The following is a 23,124-nucleotide window of genomic DNA, read 5'->3' on the forward strand; positions in this document are numbered from 1 at the left end:
CCCTTGTGCCGGCCGCCTACGCCGCCAGGGCGCGCAGGCCGCGCTGCTTCACGAAGCTGGCGAAATGGCGGTCGAAATCGGACTGCCCGGCCTCCGTCAGGTCGAACCGCACGTGGCAGGTCGTGTGCTCCACCCCCACGACGCGGACCGGAACCGGCACCGGGACGCCGTCGAGGCGAAGCGTGGCGCGGGTGCCGGTGGCGGCGTCGGACCAGCCGTCCAGCGCGGCGCCGCCGGTGGAGAGGTTGAGCAGGCGGCAGGACCGCGTCCCGGACGGCGTCTCCACCAGCACTGGCAGGTTCGCCTCGAAGCGGGTGTCGCGGCGGCGGTCGACCTCGGTCATCGAGGTGCGGACGACGCGGACGAGGATGCTGCGCAGCTCGTCGATGCTGCTGGACACCTGGTCGGCGATGACGCGCACGTCGGCGGCGCGGTCGCCGGTGGAGGAGGCCTCGCGGGAGACTTCGGCGATGCGGCGCGACACCTCCCGCGCGGCGTCGGCGGTGTCGTTGACGTTCCGCGCGATCTCCTGCGTTGCCGCCGCCTGCTCCTCGACTGCCGCGGCGATGGTGGAGGCGACGTGGTCCACATCGGTGATGCTGCCGGTGATCTGGGTCACGGCGTCCACCGCGCTGCCGGTCACGGCCTGGATCTCGGCGATCTGCCGGGCGATGTCCTCGGTGGCCTTGGCCGTCTGGTTGGCGAGGTTCTTGACCTCCTGCGCCACGACCGCGAAGCCCTTGCCCGCCTCGCCGGCCCTAGCGGCCTCGATCGTCGCGTTGAGCGCCAGCAGGTTGGTCTGACTGGCGATGTTTTGGATCAGGAGGGCGACGTCGCCGATGCGGGCAACCGCCTCCGACAGGGATTGGATCGTCGCCCGCGCGCCGTCCCCGCTGTCCACGGCCCGGCGCGTGATGCTGCTGGCCTGGCCGACCTGGGTGCCGATCTCGCGGATGGAGGCGGCCAGCTCCTCGGTCGCGGCGGCGACGGTCTGGGCGTTGCGCAGGGCCTGTTCGGAGGCGGCGGCCACGGACTGGCTGTTCACGCCGACGGCCCCGGCGGAGCCGGCCATGGCTTCGGCGTTGTCCTCCATGCGGCGCGTGCGCTCCGCGACGCGATCCACGGCGTTGCGGGTTTCCCGCTCCACGGTTTCGGCCATGCTCTCCAGCGCGGCGCGCTTGGCGGCCTCGGCCTGTTCGCGCTCGCGCTCCTGGTCGGCGCGCATCCGCTGGTTCTCCAGCCCGTTGGCCTTGAACACCTCGACCGCGCGGGCCATCTGGCCGACCTCGTCCTCCTTTTCGGCACCGGGCACCGCGACCGCGTAGTCGCCGCCGGCCATCCGCCGCATGATCGTGGTCAGCGCGTCGATGGGGCGCACGACCCGCCGGAGCACCACCAGCCCGCCAAGCACGACCATGGCCGAACCCAGGGCCAGCAGGACCCAGGAGGTCAGCCGCGCCGTCTCGAAAGCGGCTTCCGCATCGGCGTAGCGTTCGCCGGCAATGCGCACCTGAAGGTCGATCAGCGCGCTGATGTGGTCGGTGACGGGGTCGATGGTCTGGTACAGCTCCTTCTTCACGAAGTCGTCCAGCCCCGCCGCATCCTTGGCGGCCAGGGTGCGGATCAGCCGTTCCACGGCCGCGTCGGCCTTCACCATCAGCGGCTTCGTCTCGTCGATCAGCGCGCGCTCCTCGCCCTCGATGAAGGTGGCGAGGTAGGCGTTCCAGCGCTCCCGGATGTCGGTCTTGGCCTTCTGCACCGACGACAGGCTCTCGTCCCAGGTGAAGTTGCCGTTCCGCGCCTTGTGCGAGGCGTCGACGATGAAGACGGCGTAGGCGTCGGAGATGATCTTCAGGTCGCGCAGGGGAACGACGCGATCTTCGTAAACCGTGCGCAACCCCTGGTTCGAGACGTTGAGCGCGCGCATTCCCAACAGGTCGCTCACGGCCAGAAGACCGCCGAGCATGGTCAGCACACACAGAAGAATGGCCTTGATGGAGAGCCGCATCGTGTCTTCCCCTGTATTGGGCGGCGTTCAGGCGCCGCCGCTGTTTTGGGTTGTCCGATGCGAGTGTGTGTCTAAATTTGTAAAGAAATTGCGAATAACGCAAAATACAACGTGTGCATATGTTACCCATTGAAACAATCCGCCGCCGCGACCAAGCAGGAATGCATCGCGGCGGCAGAAATTCCCGATCAATGGACCTTCGTTTCGTTTCCGCGGTCCTTGCGATAGACGTGGACGTGATAGGCGGCCATGGGGTTGCCGCGGATATACTCGACCAGCCGGCGTTCCGTGTCCGGCGTGGCGTTGCGGATCAGCATCTGCCAGGCGGGCTCCATGGTGGCGCGCCGAGTCTCATTGTGCGGCAGCATGATGAAGCCGGCCCATTCCGGACGGAAATCGGCCAGGTAGCTTTCCGCGTAATGCCGCATCATGGCCGCGTCGTTGACGTTCACCGATTCCATGTTTTCAAAGCAGACACGAAGCTGCATGGCACGTCTCCCTCCGTTGTCGCGCCGGCGTCGTCCCTGCCAGAGATATGCCCGCGGCAACCGCAAGCTGCCAGTGCCCAAAGGTAAGGGACGCGCCAATTCAAGCAAAACGGGCCGCAAACGAAGAAACCCCTTCCCTGGCGTCAGGGAAGGGGTTCGAAGTCTTGGCGGATAGGAGAGGGACGCCACCGCCCGCCACGCTCACCACCATGCGGAAAGCGCAAAGGCTGGGCGGCCGTCCTCAACCGAACTTATAACTGATGCCGTAGCCGCCGCGCGGGTAGTCCCACTGAATATTTTCCTTGTCCTGGCAGATCACGCGGCAGGTGCCGCATTCCAGGCAGCCGTCGGTGACCAGCGTCACCGTGCCCGCCTCGTTCTTGCTGTAGCAGGCGGCCGGGCAGCAGACGGTGCAGGCCTGGGACGTGCAGCTCTTGCACTCCGCCTCGCTGCGGATGCGGATGTGCGGGCGGCTTTCGTCGACGATGTAGCGGTTCTGGTACAGCTTCTCTTCGATCTTGACCACGATGCTCATCGCACGGCCCTCACCAGCTTGATTGCGTCGCCGACCAGCCCCAGGACGGAGCGCTTCTTGACGAAGGACTTCATGATTTCCTTCTCCTTCGTCCGCTTGTCCACGCTGTCGACGGTGAACCAGTTGTGCGCCGCGGCGGTCAGCGTGTCGGGGTAGGCGCCGAAGAACTGCTTGTTCTCGTGCATGATCCCCGGCAGGTTCCGGTACTTCTTCAGGTCCTTCATGACGAAGCTGTCGTCGAGCCTCGCCTTGTAGGCGGCGAGGTTGGCGGCGCTGAAGGGCTTGCCCGCCGTCTTCAGCTCGATCACCGTCTCCGCCGCCATGCGGCCCGACGCCATGGCGAGGTTGGAGCCTTCGCGGTGCGCGGCGTTGTTGAAGTGGGCGGCGTCGCCGACCACCATCCAGCCGTCGCCATAGAGCTGCGGAACCGCCTTGTAGCCGCCCTCCGGGATCATGTGGGCGGCGTATTCCTTCATCTCCGCCCCCTCGATCAGGGGCTTGATGACCGGGTGGTTCTTCAGGTCCTCCAGCATCTTGTAGGGCGGGACGCTGCCCTGCTTGAAGTCGGAGATCAGGCAGCCGATGCCGATCGTCAGCGATTCCTTGTTGGTGTAGAGGAACGCGGTGCCGACCATGCCCTTGGTCACCTTGCCCATGATCTCGATGACCACGCCCTCGTCGCCCTTCAGGCCGAAGCGCTGCTGGATCAGCTCGGGATCGATGAACAGGATTTCCTTGACGGCCAGCGCGACGTTCTCCGGCGCCAGCTCCTTCTGGTAGCCGGACCGCTTGGCGAGCAGGGCGTTCACGCCGTCGGCCATGATGACCACGTCGGCGTGGATCTCCCCGCCCTCGCGGTCGGTGCGCACGCCGATCACCTTGCCGGCGGCGTCGTGGATCAGCTCCGTCACCGTGGTCTCGCAGATCTGCAGGCCGCCGGCCGCGCGGATCTTCTCCGAGAACCACTTGTCGATGTTGGCGCGGATGATGGTGTAGCGGTTCGGCGTCTCCGTGTTGAAGGCGTCCGACCGGTAGTTGGTGCCGATGTAGTTGTCGTCGCCCAACAGCCAGATGCGCTGTTCGATGATGTGGCGCTCGGTCGGGCAGTCGTCCCGGAAGTCGGGGATGATCTTCTCCAGCTCCGCGGCGTACATGATGCCGCCCTGGACGTTCTTGGCGCCGGGATACTCCCCGCGCTCCAGCTGGAGCACGCTGAGGCCCTGCTTGGCCAGCGTGTAGGCCGCCGCGTTGCCGGACGGGCCGGCACCGATGACGATGGCGTCGAACTTTTCGACCATGTCGTTTTGGCTCCTGTTCGTCCGGAAATTCAGCCGGCCAGCCGGTTGACCGAGAGGCGCTTGCCGAAGGCGTCGGTCAGGGCGGGCAGGATGGTCAGCGCGTCGCCGACCAGCCCCAGATGGGCGAAGTCGAAGATCGGCGCGTTGGGGTCGGTGTTGATGGCCAGGATCAGGTCGGCCTTCTCCATGCCGACCCGGTGCTGGATGGCGCCGGACACGCCGGCGGCGATGTACAGCTTCGGGCGCACGGTCTTGCCGGTCTGCCCGACCTGCCGGTCGAAGGTGGTCCAGCCCGCCTGCACCAGCGGCCGGGTCACCCCGACCTCGCCGCCGAGCACCTTCGCCAGGTCGAAGACCAGCTTCAGGTTCTCCGGCTTGCCCAGCCCCTTGCCGCCGGCGACGATGACGTCGGCATAGGCCAGCTGCGCCTCCGTCTGCTCGCGGTCGGCGATGAAGTTCAGGACCTTGGTGATCACGTCGTCCTCGCGGAGCGACGGGAAGACCTCCACGATCCGGCCGCTGCGGCTGTCGTCGCGGTCCGGCATGGACATGACGCGTGGGCGCACGGTGGCCATCTGCGGCCGGTAGGCCAGCGTCTGGATGGTGCAGAGGAGCGTGCCGCCGAAGGTCGGCCGGGTGGCCGCCAGCGAGCGGTTGTCCATGTAGATGTCGAGTTCCGTGCAGTCGGCGGTCAGGCCGGTCGCCAGCGTGGTGGCGATGGCGCCCGCCAGGTCACGGCCCAGCGTGGTGGCGCCCAGCAGCACGATCTCCGGCTTGTAGGCGTTGACCACATCGGTCATCACCCGGCAGTAGGGATCGGTGCGGTATTCGCTGAGCACCGGGTCGGCGACCTTGTAGACGACGTCGGCGCCATAGGTGAAAGCCTCGGCGCAGATGGTGTTCAGCGCCGGGCTGTCGGCGCCCAGCACGACCGCGCCCACCTCGACGCCCAGCTTGTCGGCGAGCTTGCGGGCCTCGCCCACCAGCTCCCACGACACGGAATGGACGGAGCCGCGCTCCTGCTCCACGATCACCCAGATGCCCTTGTATTCCTTCAGGTGCTCGGGAAGCTGGAACTTGCGTCCCTGCGGCTTGCTTGGTTCGCTCATCGGCGGTTGCTCCGGCGAAAAGGGTCTGTCAGGGACGGCGCGTCACAGCCCGGCGGCGGCACGGCCGAGCAGGTCGTCGGCGAGTTTCGGCTGGGCGCCGAAGATGGCCTCCACGGCGGCGGCGGCCAGCGCGTCGGGGCTGCCGCCCTCGGCTTCCACCATCTTCGCCCGTTCGGCGCGCGGCTTCGGCACGAAGACCTTCGACACCACGGTGGGGGAGCCCTTCAGCCCGACCTTCGTCTCGTCGGCGCCGGTGGTGTCCTTGCTCCAGGTCTTCAGGCCGTAGCGGGCGGCGCGGAACATGTCGTCCATCTTGCCGAAGCGGATGGTGTTCGTGCCTTCCAGCATGGTGATCATGCAGGGCAGCTTGGTCTTCATCACCTGCACGCCGCCTTCGGAGCGGCGGTGCACGACGATTTCCTTCGCGGCCTCGTCGATCGCCTCGATCTTGGCGATGTAAGTCAGCTGCTGGAAGCCCAGCCGCGTCGCGATGCCCGGGCCGACCTGCGCCGTGTCGCCGTCCACCGTCTGCTTGCCGCAGAAGACGAGGTCCACCGGCTCCTCCTCCGACAGCTTCTTGATGGCGGAGGTCAGCGCGTAGGAGGTCGCCAGCGTGTCGGAGCCGGCGAACTTGCGGTCGGTGAGCAGCACCGCGTCGTCGGCGCCGAGCGACAGCGCCTTGCGCAACGAGGTTTCGGCCATCGGCGGCCCCATGGTCAGGACGGTGACGCGCGCGCCGGTCCGGTCCTTGATCCGCAGCGCCTCCTCCAGCGAGAAGAGGTCGAAGGGGTTGATGATGGCCGGGACGCCCTGACGCATGATCGTGTTGGTCACGGGGTGGATGCGGATCTGGGCGCTGTCGGGCACCTGCTTGATACAGACAACGATGTGCATCCCGGTCTCCTTGCTGTCGGCCCCGTCTGGCGGCCCATTCTGTCGGCCACCCGTCCAGCGGGGCGGCGCTGGTCCTACCAGCAAGCGGCGTGCCAGCTTTGTGCGGGTGCGGTAAGTCTTTGATTCTCTGATAGAAACACGCCTGCGTCTCATTGTCACAAAGACGACAAACAGTCGCGATGTCGCCTTCGCTACAGAAAGCGGCTGGCCGCGTTCGGGGGCGCCGTGTAGGCTCCCGGACCACCATGTCCGCCACCCTCCTTCTCTCCGACGCCGTCCGCCTGCACCAGTCCGGCCAGCTCGCCGCGGCGGCGGAGGCCTACGCCGGCATCCTGGCCGACGCGCCGCTGCACCCCGACGCGCTGCATCTGCTGGGCGTGGTCCGGGCGCAGGGCGGGCGGGTGCAGGAGGCCGTGTCGCTGATCGCACAAGCCGTGGCGATCAACCCCGCCTCGGCGGTCTACCGCGGCAATCTGGTGAAGGCCGCGCGGGGGGATGGCGCGGCGGTGGGGTCGGGGCTGCTGCGGGCCGGGGACGCCCTGTTCGACGCGGGCCGGCCGGATTTGGCGGCGCGATGCTACCGGGCGGCCGTGGCGGCCCGGCCGGACGACGCGCTGGCCTGGGGCAACTTGGGAGCGGCGCTGCGCGACGCCGACCGGTCGGCGGAGGCGCTGGTCCCGATGGGTCGGGCGGCGGTGCTCGCCCCGAACGATGAGCGGATCATGGCTGGGCTTGGCGGCCTGTATTTGGCGCTGCGCGATGGGCCGGCGGCCGAAGCCGTGTTCCGCGCGTTGCTGGCGCGCGATCCCGGGCACGCCCCGGCGCGCGTCGCGCTGGCGGACTCAGTGAAGACCGACGGCCGCTTTGCCGAGGCGGCCGGGCTTTACCGCAAGGCGCTGGCCGTGGATCCGGCGGATGCGGGCGGCTGGTTCAACCTGGGCGTCACCTTGGGCGACCTCGGCCGGCACGAGGATTCCGTCGCCCCGTACCACAGGGCGGCGCGGCTCTCGCCGGATCGCGTGGACGCGCGGTTCAACCTCGCCCACGCGCTGCTGATCACCGGCCGCTACCGGGAGGGGTGGCCCGCCTTCGAGGCGCGTTTCGAACGTGATGTGCACATCCCCGACCGGGGGCGGCCGTGGTGGCGTGGCGAGCCCTTGCAGGGGCGCACCATCCTCCTGTACGGGGAGCAAGGGCACGGGGACGCGCTGCAGTTCATCCGCTACGCCCCCATGGTGGCGCGGGCCGGCGGACGGGTGGTGGTGGAATGCCTGCCGGCGCTGCTGCGCCTGTTCTCGCGGGTGGAGGGCGTGGCGGAGGTCCACCCGCTGGGCGCCGCCCCGGACTTCGATCTGATTTGCCCGCTGATGAGCCTGCCGGCCCTGTTCGGCACGACGCTGGACAGCGTGCCGGCGGCGGTTCCCTACCTGGACGGCACCGCCGCGGGGGAGGAGCGCTTCGCCGGGCTTTGGCCGACCGGCGACGGGGCGCTGGCCGATGGAACACTGACTGTCGGGCTGGTCTGGGCCGGCGATCCGCACGTCACCGACCCGCGGTGGAGCCACGCCGACATGCGCCGCAGCATCCCGCTCGCCGGCTTCGCGCCGCTGCTGGATCTGCCCGGCCTGCGGTTGGTCAGTCTTCAAAAGGGGGCCGCCGCGGCGCAGGCGGTGGAACCGCCCTTCGCCGGCCGCATCCTGGACGTGATGGCGGAGGTCGCGGACTTCGCCGACACGGCGGCGCTGGTGCGCCGGCTGGACCTTGTCATCAGCGTCGACACGTCGGTCGCGCACCTCGCCGGAGCGCTGGGCGTGCCGCTGTGGGTGCTGTCGCGCTTCGATGGCTGCTGGCGCTGGCTGGACGGCCGGGAGGACAGCCCCTGGTACCCGACGGCCCGCGTCTTCCGTCAGGAACGCATCGGCGACTGGCGGCCGGTGCTCGACCGCGTCGCCACGGAGCTGGCCTTGTTATGAAGATGGGTTGAGCAGCGCGTCGAGCGGGACGAAGCGGTCGGCCATCTTGCGCGCTTCCTCCTGGTGGACCTTGAAGGTCTTTTCAGCGATGGCGTTGGACACCACGAAGTCCTGGTAGGCGCGCTCCAGGTGGGCGTGGTAGCGGGCGGTCATGCCCTCGTCGTCCAGCGACTCCAGGCCGGTGTCGGCGGCCAGATAGTCGTGGAAGCGCTGCAGGATGTGCAGGCGGTTCACGTTGACCACGCGCTGCTCGTAGCGGACGTTGAAGAAGCGCAGGAAGTCCTCCGCGGTCTCCAGATCGTCCAGGTCGTCCTTGAAGCTCATGGCGGGGTTCCTTCTCGTTCAGATCACGTAGTGGTCGGCGCGGAGCGCGCCGTCCGGGGCGCCGTGTCCGGGCGCGCCGCAGCCCTCCTGGTCGCACAGGTTGCCGCAGGCGTGGCAGGCGACACCGTCCAATGACGCCTCCGACAGCGGGGTGAGGCGCGCGGCCTCCTCTGTCGTGTGCGCCTCCAGCCGCGCCTCGATGCGGTTGATGTGGTCGATCAGGCAGGCGATGGCCTTGCCCACGGGGTCCGGCATCAGGTGGTGGTCGAGGTCGATGCCGTGCGCGGCGAGGTGGCGCTGCGTGTCCGCCCGCACGACGCGACCAGGGATGCCGACGACCGTCATGCCGTCCGGCACGTCCTTGGTGACGACGGAGTTCGCGCCGACGCGGCAGCCCGCCCCCACCGTGATCGGCCCCAGGATCTTAGCGCCGGAGCCGACCAGCACGCCGTCGCCCAGCGTCGGGTGGCGCTTGCCCTTGTTCCAGGAGGTGCCGCCCAGCGTCACCCCGTGGTAGAGCGTGACGTCGTCGCCGACCTCCGCCGTCTCGCCGATCACCACGCCGGCGCCGTGGTCGATGAAGAAGCGGTGGCCGATGGTGGCGCCGGGGTGGATGTCGATGTTGGTCAGCGCGCGCGCCAGATAGGACAGGAAACGCGCCGGCCAGCGGAAGCCGCGGCGCCAGGCGGCGTTGGCGACCCGGTGCATGGCCAGCGCGTGGATGCCCGGATAGCAGGTCAGCACGTCCAGCACGTTGCGCGCGGCCGGGTCGCGGTCGAAGACGCAGGCCACGTCCTCGCGCAGCAGCTGCCACAGGCTGGTGCCATTCACGGTGGGCAGATCCGAATGAGCGTCGATGGCGGCCATCGGGTCCTCCATGGGCTTTAGCGCCGGGTGGCGGCGTCGCGGTGGAAGGCGAGCAGTTCGTCCGGCGTCGGCGCCCGCTTGGCGCGGGTGGCGAGCGCGCGGACCCGCGGCAGCACCGCCTGCGCCAGCCCGTCGTCGCAGGCGAGGCCGAGCTGCCCATAGGCCATCTTCACCGCCGCGGTGCCGGAATGCTTGCCCAGCACGATGCGATGCTCGCGGCCGACCTCGGCGGGGTCGAAGTTCTGGTAGGTGGCGCGGTCGCGCAGCAGCCCGTCCACATGGATGCCGGCCTCGTGCGTGAAGACCGCGTCGCCGACGATGGACTTGTTGACCGCCACCGGCCGGTTGGACGCGCGCTCCACCAGGTCGGAGATGGGACCCAGCATGCGCGTGCCGACGCCGGTGTCGATGCCGTACAGCACCTTCAGCGACATCACCACCTCCTCCAGCGGGGCGTTGCCGGCGCGCTCGCCCAGCCCGTTGACGGTGGTGTTGACGTGCGTCGCCCCGCCCAGCACGGCGGCCAGCGAGTTGGCGTTGGCGAGGCCCAGGTCGTCGTGGGCGTGGATCTCGATCTCCAGGTCGGTGGCCCGGCGCAGCCGCTCGATGCAGGCGCGCGTCTGGAAGGGGTCGAGCACGCCCAGCGTGTCGGCGAAGCGGAAGCGGCGGGCGCCGGCCTGTTGCGCCACGGTGGCCGCGGCAACCACGAAGTCCATGTCGGCGCGCGAGGAGTCCTCGCCGCCCAGGCTGACCTCGAAGCCATGATCGCGGGCCTGTTTCACCTTGCGCTCGATCTCGGCGAGCGCCCAGGCGCGGCTGCGCTTCAGCTTCTTGGTGATGTGGATGTCGGAGACGGGCATCGACAGGTTGACGAAGCCCACGTTGCAGTCCAGCGCCGCCTTCAGGTCGGTGTCGTGCATGCGGCACCAGACCATGAGCCGCGCCGTCAGGCCGAGCGAGGCGACGGCGCGGATGCCCTCGCGCTCCTCCTCGCCCATGGCGGGGATGCCGATCTCCAGCTCCGGCACGCCGGCCTGGTCGAGCGCGCGGGCGATGGCGATCTTCTCGTCGAGCGTGAAGGCCACGCCCGCCGTCTGTTCCCCGTCGCGCAGCGTCGTGTCGTTGATGATGGCGGAACCGCCCATCGGCATGGTGCAGGGTCCTTGGTAAGAGCGTCGCGGTGGTGCCCCCACCCTCCCGCTTCGCGGGTCCCTCCCTCCCCCGCTTCGCAGGGGAGGGCTTTTTTGCGGAGCCGGCGGAGTTCCCTCCCCTGCGCAGCGGGGGAGGGTTAGGGTGGGGGCAACACAGCCGGACTATGGTCGCAGACCGGGCCGGGGATCCACGTCCCGGCGGGTGTCGTCGGGCGGGTTGCCGGGGCGTGGGCCCGGCCCGGCCTGCGATCTCGGTGTTAGGAATAAAGCCCTTTATGAATAGACGGGTGCGAACTCCTTGGTTGCACCGCCCTGCGACCAGTAGGGCGACAGGGAGCGCAGCTTGGCGATGATGCCGGGGACGACCTCGATCACGCGGTCGATCTCCGCCTCGGTCGTCTCGCGCGACAGGGAGAAGCGCGTGGCGCCGTGGGCGGCGGTGTAGGGCACGCCCATGGCCCGCATCACGTGGCTGGGCTCCAGCGAGCCGGACGTGCAGGCGGAGCCGGAGGAGGCCGCGATGCCGTGCTCGTTCAGCAGCAGGAGGATCGCCTCGCCCTCGATGTATTCGAAGGCGATGTTGCAGGTGTTGGGCAGGCGGTTGGCCGGGTTGCCGGTGACGAAGCAGGCGGGCACCGCGGCCAGGATGGCCTTTTCCAGCTTGTCGCGCAGCGCCTTGACCCGCGTGTTCTCGTCGGTCATGTGCAGGAGCGCCAGCTGCGCCGCCGCGCCCAAGCCCACGATGCCCGGCGCGTTCTCCGTGCCGGCGCGGCGCGAGCGCTCCTGGTGGCCGCCGCGCAGCATCGGGCGGAAGCGCAGGCCGCGCTTGACGTAGAGCGCGCCGATGCCCTTGGGCGCGTGCAGCTTGTGGCCGGACAGCGACAGCATGTCGACCGCGCTGTCGGCGAGCTTCATCGGGATCTTGCCGACCGCCTGCACCGCGTCGGTGTGGAACACGGCACCCGCGGCCTTGGCGAGCGTCGCCAGCTCCTCGATCGGGAAGATCGTCCCGGTCTCGTTGTTCGCCCACATGATGGAGACGATGGCGACGTCCGGACCCAGCGCGGCCTTGTAGGCGTCCATGTCCAGGTTGCCCTGGCCGTCCACGCCGATGCGGTGGACGGTGTAGCCGCGCTTCTTCTCCAGATACTCGCAGAGCGACAGGACCGCCGGGTGCTCCACCACGCTGGTCACGATGCTGCGCTTCTTAGGGTAGGCCTCCAGCGCCGACAGGATGGCGGTGTTGTCGCTTTCCGTGCCGCCGGAGGTGAAGACGATCTCGCTGTCGTGGGCGGCCCCCAGCAGGGCCTGGACCTGCTTGCGCGCCCATTCGATCTTGCCGCCGACCGCGGCGCCGAAGCCGTGCATGGAGGACGGGTTGCCGAAATGCTCCGTGAAGAGGGGCAGCATCTCCGCCAGCACTTCCGGATCGACGCGGGTCGTGGCGTTGTTGTCGAGGTAGATGCCTTGTTCCGTCATGGCGTTACGCTCCCGCCGGCAGGAGGGAGGCGGGCTTGACGCGGACGAACTCGCCCAGCGCCTCGACCAGCTTGGCCTGCACGCCCATCATGGTGCCGGCCGACTGCGAACAGCCGGAGCAGGCGCCGGTCAGGCGGACGTAGATGTCCTTGCCGTCGATGTCCACCAGTTCCACGTCGCCGCCGTCGCGCTGGATCTGCGGGCGCAGCTCCTCGATGGCGACCATGATCTTCTGCATGCGCTGCACGTTGGTCAGCTTCGCAGGCGCCGCCGGAGCCTCGGCCTTCGGGGCCAGCGGCTTGATGGCGTCGAGGCCCACGGTGCCCGGCGGGTGCGCCTTCGGCTTGTCCAGCGCGCCGGTCTTGGCGAGCACGGCCTCCAGCACCTCCTCGATCTTCTCGTGGCAGGTCTGGCAGGACCCGCCGGCCTTGGTGTAGTGGGTGACCTCTTCCAGCGTGGTCAGGTTGTTGACGGTCACCGCGCGCTCGATCATCGCCGCGTCGATGCCGAAGCACTTGCAGACCAGCTCGCCTTCCTCGTGGTCGTCGACCCACTCCTCGCCCTTGTAGTTGGCGATGGCGGCGCGCAGAGCCTCCGCCCCCATGACGGAGCAGTGCATCTTCTCCGGCGGCAGGCCGCCCAGATACTCGGCGATGTCGCGGTTGGTGACGACCAGCGCCTCGTCCACCGTCTTGCCGATGATCATCTCCGTCAGCGCCGACGAGGACGCGATGGCCGAGCCGCAGCCGAAGGTCTGGAACTTCGCCTCCTCGATCACCTGGGTGTCGGGGTTGACCTTCATCATCAGCTTCAGGGCGTCGCCGCAGGTGATCGACCCGACCTCGCCCACGGCGTTCGCCTCATCCAGCGCGCCGGCGTTCTTCGGGTTGAAGAAGTGTTCCTTGACCTTGTCGGTGTAGTTCCACATGACGCCTTGCCTTTCCCGCGTGACCGGGTTGGGGAGAGTTCGGAATTCAGTGCGTGGTGCCGCAGCCCGAGGACGGCGACGCCGAGGAGCAGCTGCCGCCCGGGCCGGCCGAGAAGGACTTGCCGCAGCCGCAGGTGCTCGCCGCGTTCGGGTTGTCGAACTTGAAGCCGGAGCCCTCGACCCCTTCGACGAAATCGACCACCACGCCGTCGAGGAAGGGCTGGCTGTTGGAGTCCACGAAGATCGTCACGGGGCCGAAGGTCAGGACGGTGTCGTCCTCGCCCGCCTCGGCCTCCAGGCCCATCTGGTACTTCATGCCGGCGCAGCCGCCGTCGGCCACCGCGATGCGCAGGCCCGCCGCCGCACCACCGGACTTCGCCAGAACGCGCTCCAGGGTGTTCACCGCCGCATCCGTCAGGGTCACCATGTCTGCCGCCTCCACATGCATTGTCGGGGTTGCCGACCGATCCTGGCTTGGAATAGGCAAGCGGCGTGCCAACTTGTAAGTGTTTGATTTTGCATGATTGTCAGGTGCGCACCCCTGGCGCGTTCCCGACAATTGTCGGATCGGGGTCATGTCGGGTTTGCGACAGCTGCGACGAAAGGACGCACAAGCGAAGTGGGGGCTTTCGCTCCGGCCGGCATCACACCATACAAGATCGTCGGTCGGGCTGATGGTAACGGACAACAACGGAGGGGGCGGCGATGGACCGGCCGATCGAGTTGCGTATTCCCGACGGGCGCATGGCCTTCGGCGACGTGCCGGAGCACATCGACGAGCGCCTTCAGGCCGCCGTGAAGGCCCGCGAGGTGCCGGAGCGGTGCGAGGAGCTGCTGTGGGAGGCGCACCGGCTCGGGCCGCGGGTGCTGCCGGTCTACTACGCGCTCTACAAGTTCTACTTCAACCGCAAGCGGTTCGCGGATGCGGAGCGCGTCGCGCAGATCGGGCTGGAGGCCGCGGCGCGCGAGGGCGGCTTTTCCGGCGACTGGCGGAGCTTGACCGCCGACAGCACGGAATGGACGAAGGAGGGGCCGCAGCGCTTCTTCCTGTTCACCCTGAAGGCGCTGGCCTTCATCAATCTCCGCCGCGACCGGCTGGCCGACGCGCGGGCGATCCTCGACAGGCTGGCGGCGATCGATCCGCTGGATCATGTCGGCTATGGCGTGATCGCCGCGCTGGCGAAGGGCGTGGAAGGGGAGTGAGCAGGGCAATCGCTTGAAGCGGCGCCCGGCCTTGGGCTATGTGTCGACCATGGCGACCGTATCCGAAGCACTCCTCCTGGCTTTCGACCTGCACAGCGCCGGACGCCTGGGCGACGCGGAAGACGTCTACAGCCGCGTGCTGGATGCGGACCCCGAGAATCCGGATGCCCTTCATCTCTCCGGCATCCTGCTGGGCCAGACCGGGCGCCTGGAGGATGGGCTGGACCGCATCGGAAAGGCCATCGCCCGGCGTCCGGACTCCGCGGAGTTTCACGCCAACCATGGCAACCTGCTGCGCGCGGCCGGCCGTACGGACGCGGCCATGGACGCCTACCGGCTGGCGCACTCTCTCGGTGCGCCGGACGCCGCCGGCATTCTGGTGGAGCTTCTTCGCGATCGCGGAGCCCACTGCCTGCAGGCAACGGATCCGGCCGGCGCCGAAGCGGCGTTCGAGGAGGCGTCGCGCTTGCGTCCCGACGATGCCGCCATCCTCGCCAGGCTGGGGGACGCCCGTTTCGACCAGGGGGCCTGGAGCGCGGCGTTTGCGGCGTATCGTGCCGCGTCCGTGCTGGTCCCGGACTCCTTCCTGATCCACTACAATCTTGGCATCGCCGCCTGCAACGCCGGTCGGATGGAGGCGGCGGCGACCATCTTCCGGCGGGCCTGCCTCCTCAAATCCGACCATTTGGAAGCGCGCGAATATCTGGCCGCGACGCTCTTCCACTGCGATCGGCGCGAAGACGCGGCGCGCGAGGCCGGCGCCATCCTGTCCCGAAAGGCGTGGGATGCGCGGCAGGGCCGGCCGGCCAGTCCGGTTCCGCCGCTTGCCGCCCAGCCGCCGGCCGGCCGCAAGCGGCGGATCATCAGCTTCAGCCTGTGGGGAAGCGCTCCGCTCTACACGCACGGCGCGCTGGAGAATGTCCGTCTCGCGGCGGAGTTCTATCCCGGCTGGACTTGCCGCATCCATCACGACGACTCCGTTCCAGCCGCCGTCCTGGACGATCTGGCCGGCGCGGGGGCGGAACTGGTGTCCATGGAGCCCGGCAGCGGACCGACGCACGGCTTGTTCTGGCGCTTCCTCGTGTCCGACGACCCGACGGTCAGCCACTTCCTGTGCCGGGACGCCGACTCCCGCCTGAACAGCCGGGAAAAGGCGGCGGTGGAGGCCTGGATCGCCTCAGACCTGCCCTTTCACGTCATGCGCGACCACGTCCTGCACACCGACCTGATGCTGGCCGGCATGTGGGGCGGACGGGCCGGCGTCCTGCCTCCCATCGCGCCCCTGCTGCGCGAGGCTCCGCCGCCCGAGGACGGCCGCTTGCGGGATCAGCGCTTCCTCGGCCGCCATATTTGGCCGCTGATCGAGGACTGCTGCCTGGTGCACGACAGCGCGCACTCCGGGCATGGCCTGGCATTCCCCGACGTCGCCATCGACGCGCGGTTCGCCTTCACCCATGTGGGCGCGTGCGTCAAGGACGTCTGAAACGGGGAGGTCAGTCGCCCGCGCCGAAGCACACGGCCTCGGCGCCGCAGTCGCGGCACAGCGGGGCGCCGCAGGGGATCAGGCCGTCGCGGGCGCAGAGGAAGCGGTAGAGGAAGGTCTTCCACCGCGTGCCAGCGGCGTTCAGCACGGCCAGCGGATGGAAGTGGCGTTCGATCATGGCGGCGAGGTGGCGCGGGCCGTTGAGCCCCAGATCCTGCCACAGCTCGGCGCCGTCCAGGGCGGCGCGCGCGATCATCGCGGCCAGCCAGACCTCTTCGTCGGTGCCCTGCGAGCGGTGGGTGAGCAGCAGCTCGGCCAACTCGCGGAACTCGGCGTGCAGAGGGGCGGGCAGGGGAGCGGGCGAGGCTTCCACGACCGGCAGCCCATCCTGGAGCGCGCCGGGAAAATAGCGTTCGAGAAGGCGCGTGAAGGCCACGTCGGACAGGCCGAGCGCACCGACCCCGCCCGGCCAGCGGCGGGCCAGGATGCAGGCGAACAGGTGCCCGTCGAAGACGTTGCACCGGCCCTGCCGGTCGGTCAGCCAACGGTAGAGCGCGGCGGTGTCGCCCGCCCCCGGCGGGGCGGAATGCAGGATGCCCATGGCGTCCTCCGGGGGCGGCGCAAGACGTCAGGCCGCCTGGGGCAGGTGGGAGATGCAGCTTTTGGAGCAGACCTTGCCGCAGCTCTCGCAGCCGATGCAGTTGCCGGCGTTCTTGACGCTCATGACCTTCTTCTCGGCCTCGTCGTCGAAGGCGTCGACGATGTCGCCGTCCTCGGTGATGCCGATCAGTTCCAGCACGTCGCGACCGCACACCTTGAAGCAGCGGCCACAGCCGATGCACAGCTTCTGGTCGACGCTTTCCACGAATTTCGGCGTCCAGGCGGCGCCGCCGCGGGTGGTGCCGGTCACGAACTCAGCCATCGTCTTCTCCTCATGCCATCAGGGTGTTGTTGGGGCGATTGTTGTTGGGAAAAGGTGGTCAGGACGCCTTTTCCAGCGCCTTCAGCTCGGCGCGCTTCTCGGTCAGGGTCTTGTAGGCATCAAAGGTTTCCTGGGCGACCTGGAGGATGGACTGCCAGTTCTGCGGCAGCTCTTCCGACAGGTCGTGCAGGTCCATCTTCTTCTGCGTGGCCCGGGCGTTGAGCTTCTTGACCTCGTCCTTCAGGCTGTCGATGTCGCTCATGTCCGAAACCTCACAGATCGGCGACTTCGGGGAACTTGCGGATCAGCGCGACCGCCTCGCCGACGATCTTCGCGCCGTCGGCGGCCAGCTTCTCCACCGACGGGAAGCCGAAGCGGTGCACGTCGCGCAGGTGCTTCGACACCACCACCAGGCGGCCGGTGGTCAGCACCATGCGGCCGAAGCCCTCGTGGCTCATCTTCATGATGGGGGAGGCGATGAGGCCGGTCTGCTTCTCCACCGTGATGCCCACGGCCTTGTAGAAAAGCTCCAGCCGCCACAGCGTATCGGGGTCCGGGTCGCCCATGATCGGGATGGCGGCGCGGGCCTCCTTGTCCAGGATGAAGGGGGCGAGGAGCTGCTCGTCGCTCTTGCCTTCCCAGGCGCCGTAGCTGTCCTCGGCGCGGAACAGCATGACCAGGACCTTCAGGAACTCTTGTGCGAGATCCGTCTCGGCGGCGGGGGCGGCGGTCGCGGTGTCCGTCATGGTCTCAATCCTCCTCGTCGAACGCGAATTCGCCGAAGCGTTCCTCGGCGGGCTGGCCGGCGTTCAGCGCCTTGCGCAGCCAGGGCGGCGGGTTGCCGTTGATGGTCTCGACCAGGCGGTCGAGCAGGACGGGGATGCTCTCGGTGGCCTCCACCTTCACGGGGTGGATCTTCTTCGCGACGACGCGCGCGGCGGCGGAGGCGCCGATGGCCGACAGGTAGACGATCGCGACGTCGGACAGCGCCTCCAGCTTCGGCAGCAGCTTGTCCTCGTTGCCGTCCTCGAACATCGAGCCGCCGAACTGCAGGGTCTCCACCATCCGGTGGCCGGCCTTGTCGACCTCGTAGACCACGATGTTCTTGGCCCATCCGAAATGCGCATCGACGTGCTGCATGTCCTGGGTGCAGAAAGCGACCTTCATGAATCCTCCTTTTCGGGGCCGGCCGGGGTCGGCCGTGTCCACCAAACTCAGCCGGCGCTGCATCCGCATGATCCGCCCCCGCAGTGATGGCCTTCGTCATGCTGTCCGGACCCGTGCCCAGCGCCGCGCCCATGCCCCGGCCCATGCTCGTCGTGGTCCATCTCGCGGGACAGGAACAGGTTGCCGATCTCGCACAGAAGCTCGCGGCTGCCGCGGTAGCCGACGGACACCTTCAGGCCGGCGCCCAGCCGGTCGAACATCGGAAGGCCCATGCGGTGCAGCGGCACGCCGATGCGCGCCGCCCCCATGCGGCCGTGCGAGTTCGACACGATCAGGTCGGCCTCGCGCGCCAGAGTCTCGACATCGGAATGGTCGCCGACCATCACCGTGGCGGCGCGCAGCTTTTCCAGAACCGCGGTCTGGGTGGGCGACACGGCGGCGATCACCTCCGCGCCCAGATCGGCGAGGAAGCTGGTGACGGCGTAGAGCAGGTCCGGCTCCAGCGCGACGGCGATGCGCTTGCGGCTGAAGAAGAAGTGCCCGTCCAGCATGGCGTCCACCAGCGCCTCCCGCTGGCGGCGCAGCCGCGCCGGCACCGGGCGACCGGACAGCTCCGACAGGGTCTTGACCAGCCGGTCCGATGCCTCCAGCCCGGTCAGCCGGTCGAAGAAGATGGAGCGGACGTCGGTCTTCAGCTCCAGCGCCGCGGCGGCCACCTTCATGTGCTCGCCGACCACCAGCGTCGCCTCCGACGCGCCCATGGCGGCGATTTGCTCCACCGTCACGCCGCCCAGCGAGGTGGCGGTGAAGTCGTCCGGCTGGCGGCCGGACATGGACAGCGACAGGTCCGGCAGGAAGATCGGCGTCAGGCCGAAGCCTTCGATGATGTCGCGCAGCTCCTCCACGTCGCCGGGCGACAGGTGGCAGCCGGCCAGCACGTTGACCTGGCCCTTCACCGTCGCGGCGGCGGGCTCGACCACCTCCTCCACGATGCCGGTCACGGCGGCGGCGAAGCCGTCCTCGAAGCCGCCGATGAAGTCCGGCGTGTTGGCGAAGACCAGCTTCAGGTCGGCCAGCATCGGGTTGCGCTGGCGGAAGCTGTTGTACTGGCCGCCCATGTCCTCGCCCTTCGTCTCGGTGACGCCGGTGGTGGCGACGCCGATCAGGGCGGGCTTGTTACGCTCGGCGATGGTGCGGATCGCCTGCTCCAGGTTGTCGTAGCCGCCGAGGATGGTGGACACCTGGTCCATGGCGGTGGTCTGGAGCGGGATCGCCTCGCGGAAATGGCGGACCAGCAGGACCAGCCCGAAGGCGGTGCAGCCTTGGCTCCCGTGGAACAGCGGCATGCAGCGGTCGACGCCGAGGTAGGCGAGTGCCGCGCCCAGCGGCTGGCTCATCTTCAGCGGGTTGGTGGAGGCCGCCTTGGTGGAGTGGGGGAAGCGCTGGATGTTGCCCATGGCTCAAGCCTCCCAGGGCGCAGCAAGCCGAACCTGCCGCCAGATCGGGTTGGACAGCGTCTTGTCGATTTCCTCGCACAGGTTGACGATGCCGTCGTAGCCCGCATAGGCGTGGTGGCGTTCCTGGTTCAGGTCGAGCCATGGAACCTTGGCCTTCAGCGCGATGAACTGCGACCGGCCGCCGGACATCATGATGTCGGCCTCGCTGTCCTTCAGCATCTTGTAGATGTCGCGGGGCTTCAGGTCGTCCCACTGGTGGAACTCCTCCCCCTTCATCTTCTTGATGCGTTCCTTGTCCTCCTTGGTGGACTTCTTGGTGGAGGTGCCGACGATCGTCAGGCCGGCGCCTTCCAGGGCGCTGACCATCGACCAGCTCTTCACGCCGCCGGTGAACAGCAGGACGCGCTTGCCGTCGAAGCGCGGCTTGTACGGCTCCAGCCGCCGCCAGACGCGGCTTTCCTCGCGGGCGATGACGCCCTCGGTGCGGTCGATGATGGCCTTGTCGGCGCCGCGCTCCACCAGCATGCGGGCCATGGTGCGCAGCGTGTCCGACATGTCCGACACGCCGTAGAAGGAGCCCTCGAAATAGGGGATGCCCCAGCGCTCCTGCATCTTGCGGCCGATGTTCACCAGCGCCTGGGAGCAGACCACCATGGTCAGCCGCGCGCGGTGCGCCTGGGCCACCTCGTTGTAGCGGCCGTCGCCGGAGATGCAGGACAGGATGCGGATGCCGATTTCGTCCAGCAGCGGCTTCACCAGCCACAGCTCGCCGGCGAGGTTGTATTCGCCGACGATGCAGATGTCGGTCGGGGTCGTCACCTCCGGCTCCACCGTGCCGATGACGTGGTCGAGCAGCGCCTCGCCGGCCATCTTGTTGCCGAGATTCTTCGACCCGACGAAGCCCGGCGCCATCACCGGGATCACCGGCTTGCCCAGCTTCTTCGCGGCGAACTTGCAGACCGCCTCGATGTCGTCGCCGATCATCGCCGGCACGCAGGTCTGGTAGACGAAGACGGCCGGCGGATCGTACTGCTGCACGACCTCGCGGATGGCGCGGTAGAGCTTCTTCTCGCCGCCGTGGACGATGTCGAGTTCGGACAGGTCGGTGGTGAAGCCCGTGCGGTAGAGCTGCGGGCCCGAGGACTTGGTCCCGCGGTTGTCCCAGCTGTTGCCCAGGCAGGCGATCGGCCCGTGCACGAGGTGGGCGGCGTCGGCAATCGGTTGCAGCACGATCATCGCGCCGTCGTAGGCGCAGCCGCCGGCCGCCGCACCCGGCTTCAGGGCCTTGGAGCAGCCCTTCTTCCGTTCCTTGTCGGACTTGGCTTGGTTGGTGGCGCAACCCGGCTCGTTGAAGACGTCCTGGAGCTTTTCCTGGAGCATGACCTTCTCCTGCCCATGGCCGACATCGGCGCGTGTGGAGCGGTCATATGCAGGGCTCGTGCCAGCGTCTAACGCCTTGATCGGAAAAGATTGTCCGGTCGGGGCGCGCTGTGCGATAGCTGACAATCGAAGGATTTTGTCGGGTGTCGGACACGTTGCGGTCCGCCTAGGTGTCAGCGGGCGCGCGGCGTCCGGCCGGGGGAGCGGGCGCCGATCCGGTCGTCCATCCAGGCGCGCACCGCGTCGTTGAACTCGGCCGGCGCCTTCCGGCCGAAGCGCCGGCCGACGCCGCCCAGCGTCTCCTGCGCCAGCGCCTCGCGCATCGCCTTCTCGGCGGTCAGCATCACCGCGTGCACGGCGCAGACGCCCGACGTCGCCCAGGACGGTGGCCGTTCCCCGAAGACCGCGCAGCGGCCGCGGATTTCCTGGCAATCGAACAGCGGCTTGTCGCCTTCGATGGCGTCGACGACGTCGAGGAAGGTGATCGCGTCCGCCGGCTTGGCCAGCCGGTAGCCGCCGCGCACCCCTTCGCTGGCCGCGACGATGCCCGCCTTCTCCAGCTTGGGGAAGATCTTGGCGAGGAAGGAGGGGGAGACGCCCTGCAACTCCGCAAGGTCGCGGCTGCTGAGCGGCGTGTCGCCCGAGGAGACGAGCCAAAGCAGGCAATGGATCGCGTATTCGACGCTTGCGGTGATGTGTGCCATGACGCGACGTGCGGTATGCCCTAGCGGCGGGTTCGACAACACAGACTATAGTAGTCCGCGTTGACCGGCGCAAAGGCGAAAAGCCGGAGCCTGCCTTGCGGCGGACTCCGGCTTTCCGGGGAAGCGGTTGGGACGGGGGGATGGAAGCCCCGACCCAACCGGGAACCTGCGATCCGGGAAAACCCCGCGATCAGCGGATCAGGTCGAACGAGTAGTCGGTCTGGCCAACGATGTTGGTGTTGGCGTCGATGTCCTCGAAGATCCGGTCCAGGATGCGCACCAGCACGTTCAGCGCGCCCTGGTAGCCCCAGGTCGGATAACGGTGGTGGTGGTGGCGGTCGAAGATCGGGTAGGTCAGGCGGATCAGCGGAACCTTGGTGTCGCGCTCCAGATACTTGCCGTAGCTGTTGCCGATGATGTAGTCGACCTTGTCGGTGAAGATCAGCGAGCGGAGGTGCCAGAGGTCCTTGCCGCCGTAGGCCTTGCCCGACTTGCCGAACGGCGAAGCGTCCAGGGCCTTCTGAACCTGCTTCTCCCACTTCTTCGAGCCGGAGGTGGACAGGATGTGCACCGGCTCGGCGCCCAGCTCCAGCAGGAACTTGGTCATGCCCAGGCAGAAGTCCGGGTCGCCGTACACGGCGAAGCGCTTGCCGTGCAGGTGGGTGTGGCTGTCGCCGATGGCGTCGACCAGGCGGCCGCGCTCCAGCTTCAGCTCGGCCGGGACCGGCTTGCCCGACAGCTCCGACAGCTTCAGGAGAAGCTCGTCGGTCGCCGCAACACCCATCGGGTAGTTGAACTTGGCGACGTCCTGGCCCTTCTCCTTGATGAACTGCAGGGACTGCGGGGTGCAGTATTCCTGCATGGAGATGGTGGCCTTGGCGTGGACGGCCTCCTTGGTGGCCTCCAGCGTCGTGCCGCCGTCATACATGCGGTACTCGCCGTCCATCGGGGTGTCGAAGTTGTCCGACACGTCCGACAGGATGGTCATGTCGATGCCGAACAGGCCGGCGATACGCTTCAGCTCGCGGTTGTTGCCGACCGCATAGCCGTCGAAGCCCGGGATCAGGTTGATCGACGCGTTCTTCGGGGTGTCGTAGTTCTCCGACGTGCCCCAGAAGTGCGTGAGGACGCCCTTGATCATGTTGTCGTAGCCGACGATGTGGCTGCCGACGAAGGCCGGGGTGTGCGCGAAGGGGACCGGGAAGTCCTGCGGGACGCTGTCCTTGTTCTTCGCGTTCTGGATGAAGCCCTGCAGGTCGTCGCCGATGACTTCGGCCATGCAGGTGGTCAGCACGGCGATCATCTTCGGCTTGTACAGCTCGTAGGCGTTCGCCAGGCCGTCGATCATGTTGTTCAGGCCGCCGAACACCGCCGCGTCTTCCGTCATCGACGAGGAGACCGCGGAGTTCGGCTCCTTGAAGTGGCGGGTCAGGTGCGTGCGGTAGTAGGCGACGCAGCCCTGCGAGCCATGGACGAAGGGCAGGGTGCCCTCGAAGCCCTGGGCCGCGAACATCGCGCCGATCGGCTGGCAGGCCTTCGTCGGGTTGATGACGACCGCCTCACGGGCGAAGTTCTTTTCCTTGTACTCTTCCGACTTGGTCCACTCGGAAACCCGGGCGACCTCCTCGTCGGAGTGGCCGTACTCGAACTCCGCCTTCTTGCGCTCGAACATCTCCTTGTATTCCGGCTGGCGGAACAGCGTGAAGTGGTCGAGAACCTTGTCGGCGCTCTGGGAAACGGGGTGGGACATCGTC

General features: G+C 68.2%; 24 protein-coding genes. 3 read left to right on the forward strand and 21 right to left on the reverse strand.

The genetic code is table 11. The annotated features are described in order from the left end of the window. Positions 1-16: 16 nt before the first annotated feature. From J2851_RS19375 to J2851_RS19400, 6 genes are all read right to left on the reverse strand, one after another. On the reverse strand, positions 17-2,008 hold the full coding sequence (locus J2851_RS19375; RefSeq protein ID WP_209768119.1) for a methyl-accepting chemotaxis protein: 1,992 nt from the start codon (positions 2,006-2,008) through the stop codon (positions 17-19). A 188-nt stretch (positions 2,009-2,196) separates the two neighbouring features. Beyond that, positions 2,197-2,496, reverse strand: coding sequence for a hypothetical protein (locus tag J2851_RS19380; protein WP_209768121.1), 300 nt, complete (start codon positions 2,494-2,496; stop codon positions 2,197-2,199). 241 nt (positions 2,497-2,737) lie between these two features. After that, positions 2,738-3,031 (reverse strand): ferredoxin family protein, encoded by a 294-nt coding sequence (locus J2851_RS19385; RefSeq protein ID WP_209768123.1) that lies wholly within the window; start codon positions 3,029-3,031, stop codon positions 2,738-2,740. Continuing rightward, positions 3,028-4,329 (reverse strand): FAD-dependent oxidoreductase, encoded by a 1,302-nt coding sequence (locus J2851_RS19390; protein WP_209768124.1) that lies wholly within the window; start codon positions 4,327-4,329, stop codon positions 3,028-3,030. The genes J2851_RS19385 and J2851_RS19390 overlap by 4 nt, the downstream gene beginning before the upstream one ends. 29 nt (positions 4,330-4,358) lie before the next feature. Beyond that, positions 4,359-5,438: an electron transfer flavoprotein subunit alpha/FixB family protein gene (locus J2851_RS19395; protein WP_209768126.1), complete on the reverse strand. Its 1,080-nt coding sequence runs from the start codon at positions 5,436-5,438 to the stop codon at positions 4,359-4,361. Positions 5,439-5,480: 42 nt separating this feature from the next. Further along, positions 5,481-6,332: an electron transfer flavoprotein subunit beta/FixA family protein gene (locus J2851_RS19400; protein ID WP_209768128.1), complete on the reverse strand. Its 852-nt coding sequence runs from the start codon at positions 6,330-6,332 to the stop codon at positions 5,481-5,483. Between the two features lie 245 nt (positions 6,333-6,577). Between J2851_RS19400 and J2851_RS19405 the strand changes: the two genes are divergently transcribed. After that, entirely contained in the window at positions 6,578-8,305 is a 1,728-nt protein-coding gene (locus J2851_RS19405) for a tetratricopeptide repeat protein (RefSeq protein WP_209768130.1), read from the forward strand. Here J2851_RS19405 and nifW read toward each other — a convergent pair. From nifW to J2851_RS19435, 6 genes are all read right to left on the reverse strand, one after another. Further along, complete coding sequence (nifW, locus tag J2851_RS19410) at positions 8,300-8,629, reverse strand: nitrogenase-stabilizing/protective protein NifW (protein ID WP_209768131.1); 330 nt, start codon at positions 8,627-8,629, stop codon at positions 8,300-8,302. The genes J2851_RS19405 and nifW overlap by 6 nt on opposite strands. A gap of 18 nt (positions 8,630-8,647) precedes the next feature. Then, the gene (cysE, locus tag J2851_RS19415) at positions 8,648-9,496 is read right to left on the reverse strand and encodes a serine O-acetyltransferase (RefSeq protein ID WP_209768133.1); all 849 of its coding nucleotides are present in this window, start codon (positions 9,494-9,496) and stop codon (positions 8,648-8,650) included. Between the two features lie 17 nt (positions 9,497-9,513). After that, a complete protein-coding gene (gene nifV / locus J2851_RS19420; protein WP_209768134.1) occupies positions 9,514-10,647 on the reverse strand; it encodes a homocitrate synthase in 1,134 nt (377 codons plus the stop codon). 273 nt (positions 10,648-10,920) lie between these two features. Then, positions 10,921-12,126 carry a cysteine desulfurase NifS gene (gene nifS / locus J2851_RS19425; RefSeq protein ID WP_209768135.1) on the reverse strand — a complete coding sequence of 402 codons (1,206 nt, stop codon included), beginning with the start codon at positions 12,124-12,126 and terminating at the stop codon, positions 10,921-10,923. Between the two features lie 4 nt (positions 12,127-12,130). Next, positions 12,131-13,054 carry a Fe-S cluster assembly protein NifU gene (nifU, locus tag J2851_RS19430; RefSeq protein ID WP_209768136.1) on the reverse strand — a complete coding sequence of 308 codons (924 nt, stop codon included), beginning with the start codon at positions 13,052-13,054 and terminating at the stop codon, positions 12,131-12,133. Positions 13,055-13,100: 46 nt separating this feature from the next. Continuing rightward, complete coding sequence (locus J2851_RS19435) at positions 13,101-13,481, reverse strand: HesB/IscA family protein (RefSeq protein ID WP_209768137.1); 381 nt, start codon at positions 13,479-13,481, stop codon at positions 13,101-13,103. A 278-nt stretch (positions 13,482-13,759) separates the two neighbouring features. Here J2851_RS19435 and J2851_RS19440 point away from each other — a divergent pair, with 278 nt between their 5' ends. Further along, positions 13,760-14,257: a hypothetical protein gene (locus J2851_RS19440; RefSeq protein ID WP_209768138.1), complete on the forward strand. Its 498-nt coding sequence runs from the start codon at positions 13,760-13,762 to the stop codon at positions 14,255-14,257. A gap of 49 nt (positions 14,258-14,306) precedes the next feature. Further along, positions 14,307-15,740 carry a tetratricopeptide repeat protein gene (locus J2851_RS19445; RefSeq protein ID WP_209768139.1) on the forward strand — a complete coding sequence of 478 codons (1,434 nt, stop codon included), beginning with the start codon at positions 14,307-14,309 and terminating at the stop codon, positions 15,738-15,740. Between the two features lie 10 nt (positions 15,741-15,750). Here J2851_RS19445 and J2851_RS19450 read toward each other — a convergent pair whose 3' ends face one another. The 9 genes from J2851_RS19450 to nifK form a co-directional block, all read right to left on the reverse strand. Continuing rightward, a complete protein-coding gene (locus tag J2851_RS19450; RefSeq protein ID WP_209768140.1) occupies positions 15,751-16,341 on the reverse strand; it encodes a nitrogen fixation protein NifQ in 591 nt (196 codons plus the stop codon). A gap of 27 nt (positions 16,342-16,368) precedes the next feature. Beyond that, complete coding sequence (gene fdxB / locus J2851_RS19455) at positions 16,369-16,662, reverse strand: ferredoxin III, nif-specific (RefSeq protein ID WP_209768142.1); 294 nt, start codon at positions 16,660-16,662, stop codon at positions 16,369-16,371. A gap of 58 nt (positions 16,663-16,720) precedes the next feature. Then, complete coding sequence (locus J2851_RS19460; protein WP_209768143.1) at positions 16,721-16,924, reverse strand: CCE_0567 family metalloprotein; 204 nt, start codon at positions 16,922-16,924, stop codon at positions 16,721-16,723. Positions 16,925-16,934: 10 nt separating this feature from the next. After that, positions 16,935-17,408: a NifX-associated nitrogen fixation protein gene (locus tag J2851_RS19465; protein WP_209768146.1), complete on the reverse strand. Its 474-nt coding sequence runs from the start codon at positions 17,406-17,408 to the stop codon at positions 16,935-16,937. A gap of 4 nt (positions 17,409-17,412) precedes the next feature. Beyond that, positions 17,413-17,829 (reverse strand): nitrogen fixation protein NifX, encoded by a 417-nt coding sequence (gene nifX / locus J2851_RS19470; RefSeq protein ID WP_209768148.1) that lies wholly within the window; start codon positions 17,827-17,829, stop codon positions 17,413-17,415. 47 nt (positions 17,830-17,876) lie between these two features. Beyond that, positions 17,877-19,286: a nitrogenase iron-molybdenum cofactor biosynthesis protein NifN gene (gene nifN, locus J2851_RS19475; protein WP_209768150.1), complete on the reverse strand. Its 1,410-nt coding sequence runs from the start codon at positions 19,284-19,286 to the stop codon at positions 17,877-17,879. Between the two features lie 3 nt (positions 19,287-19,289). After that, positions 19,290-20,666, reverse strand: coding sequence for a nitrogenase iron-molybdenum cofactor biosynthesis protein NifE (nifE, locus tag J2851_RS19480; protein WP_209768152.1), 1,377 nt, complete (start codon positions 20,664-20,666; stop codon positions 19,290-19,292). Positions 20,667-20,839: 173 nt separating this feature from the next. After that, positions 20,840-21,370, reverse strand: a complete 531-nt coding sequence (locus tag J2851_RS19485) for an RrF2 family transcriptional regulator (RefSeq protein WP_209768156.1) — start codon at positions 21,368-21,370, stop codon at positions 20,840-20,842. A gap of 190 nt (positions 21,371-21,560) precedes the next feature. Next, complete coding sequence (gene nifK, locus J2851_RS19490) at positions 21,561-23,120, reverse strand: nitrogenase molybdenum-iron protein subunit beta (protein WP_209768158.1); 1,560 nt, start codon at positions 23,118-23,120, stop codon at positions 21,561-21,563. Positions 23,121-23,124 lie beyond the last annotated feature (4 nt).

Origin of the sequence: Azospirillum rugosum (assembly GCF_017876155.1) — a bacterium.
GTDB classification, from domain to species: Bacteria; Pseudomonadota; Alphaproteobacteria; order Azospirillales; family Azospirillaceae; genus Azospirillum; species Azospirillum rugosum.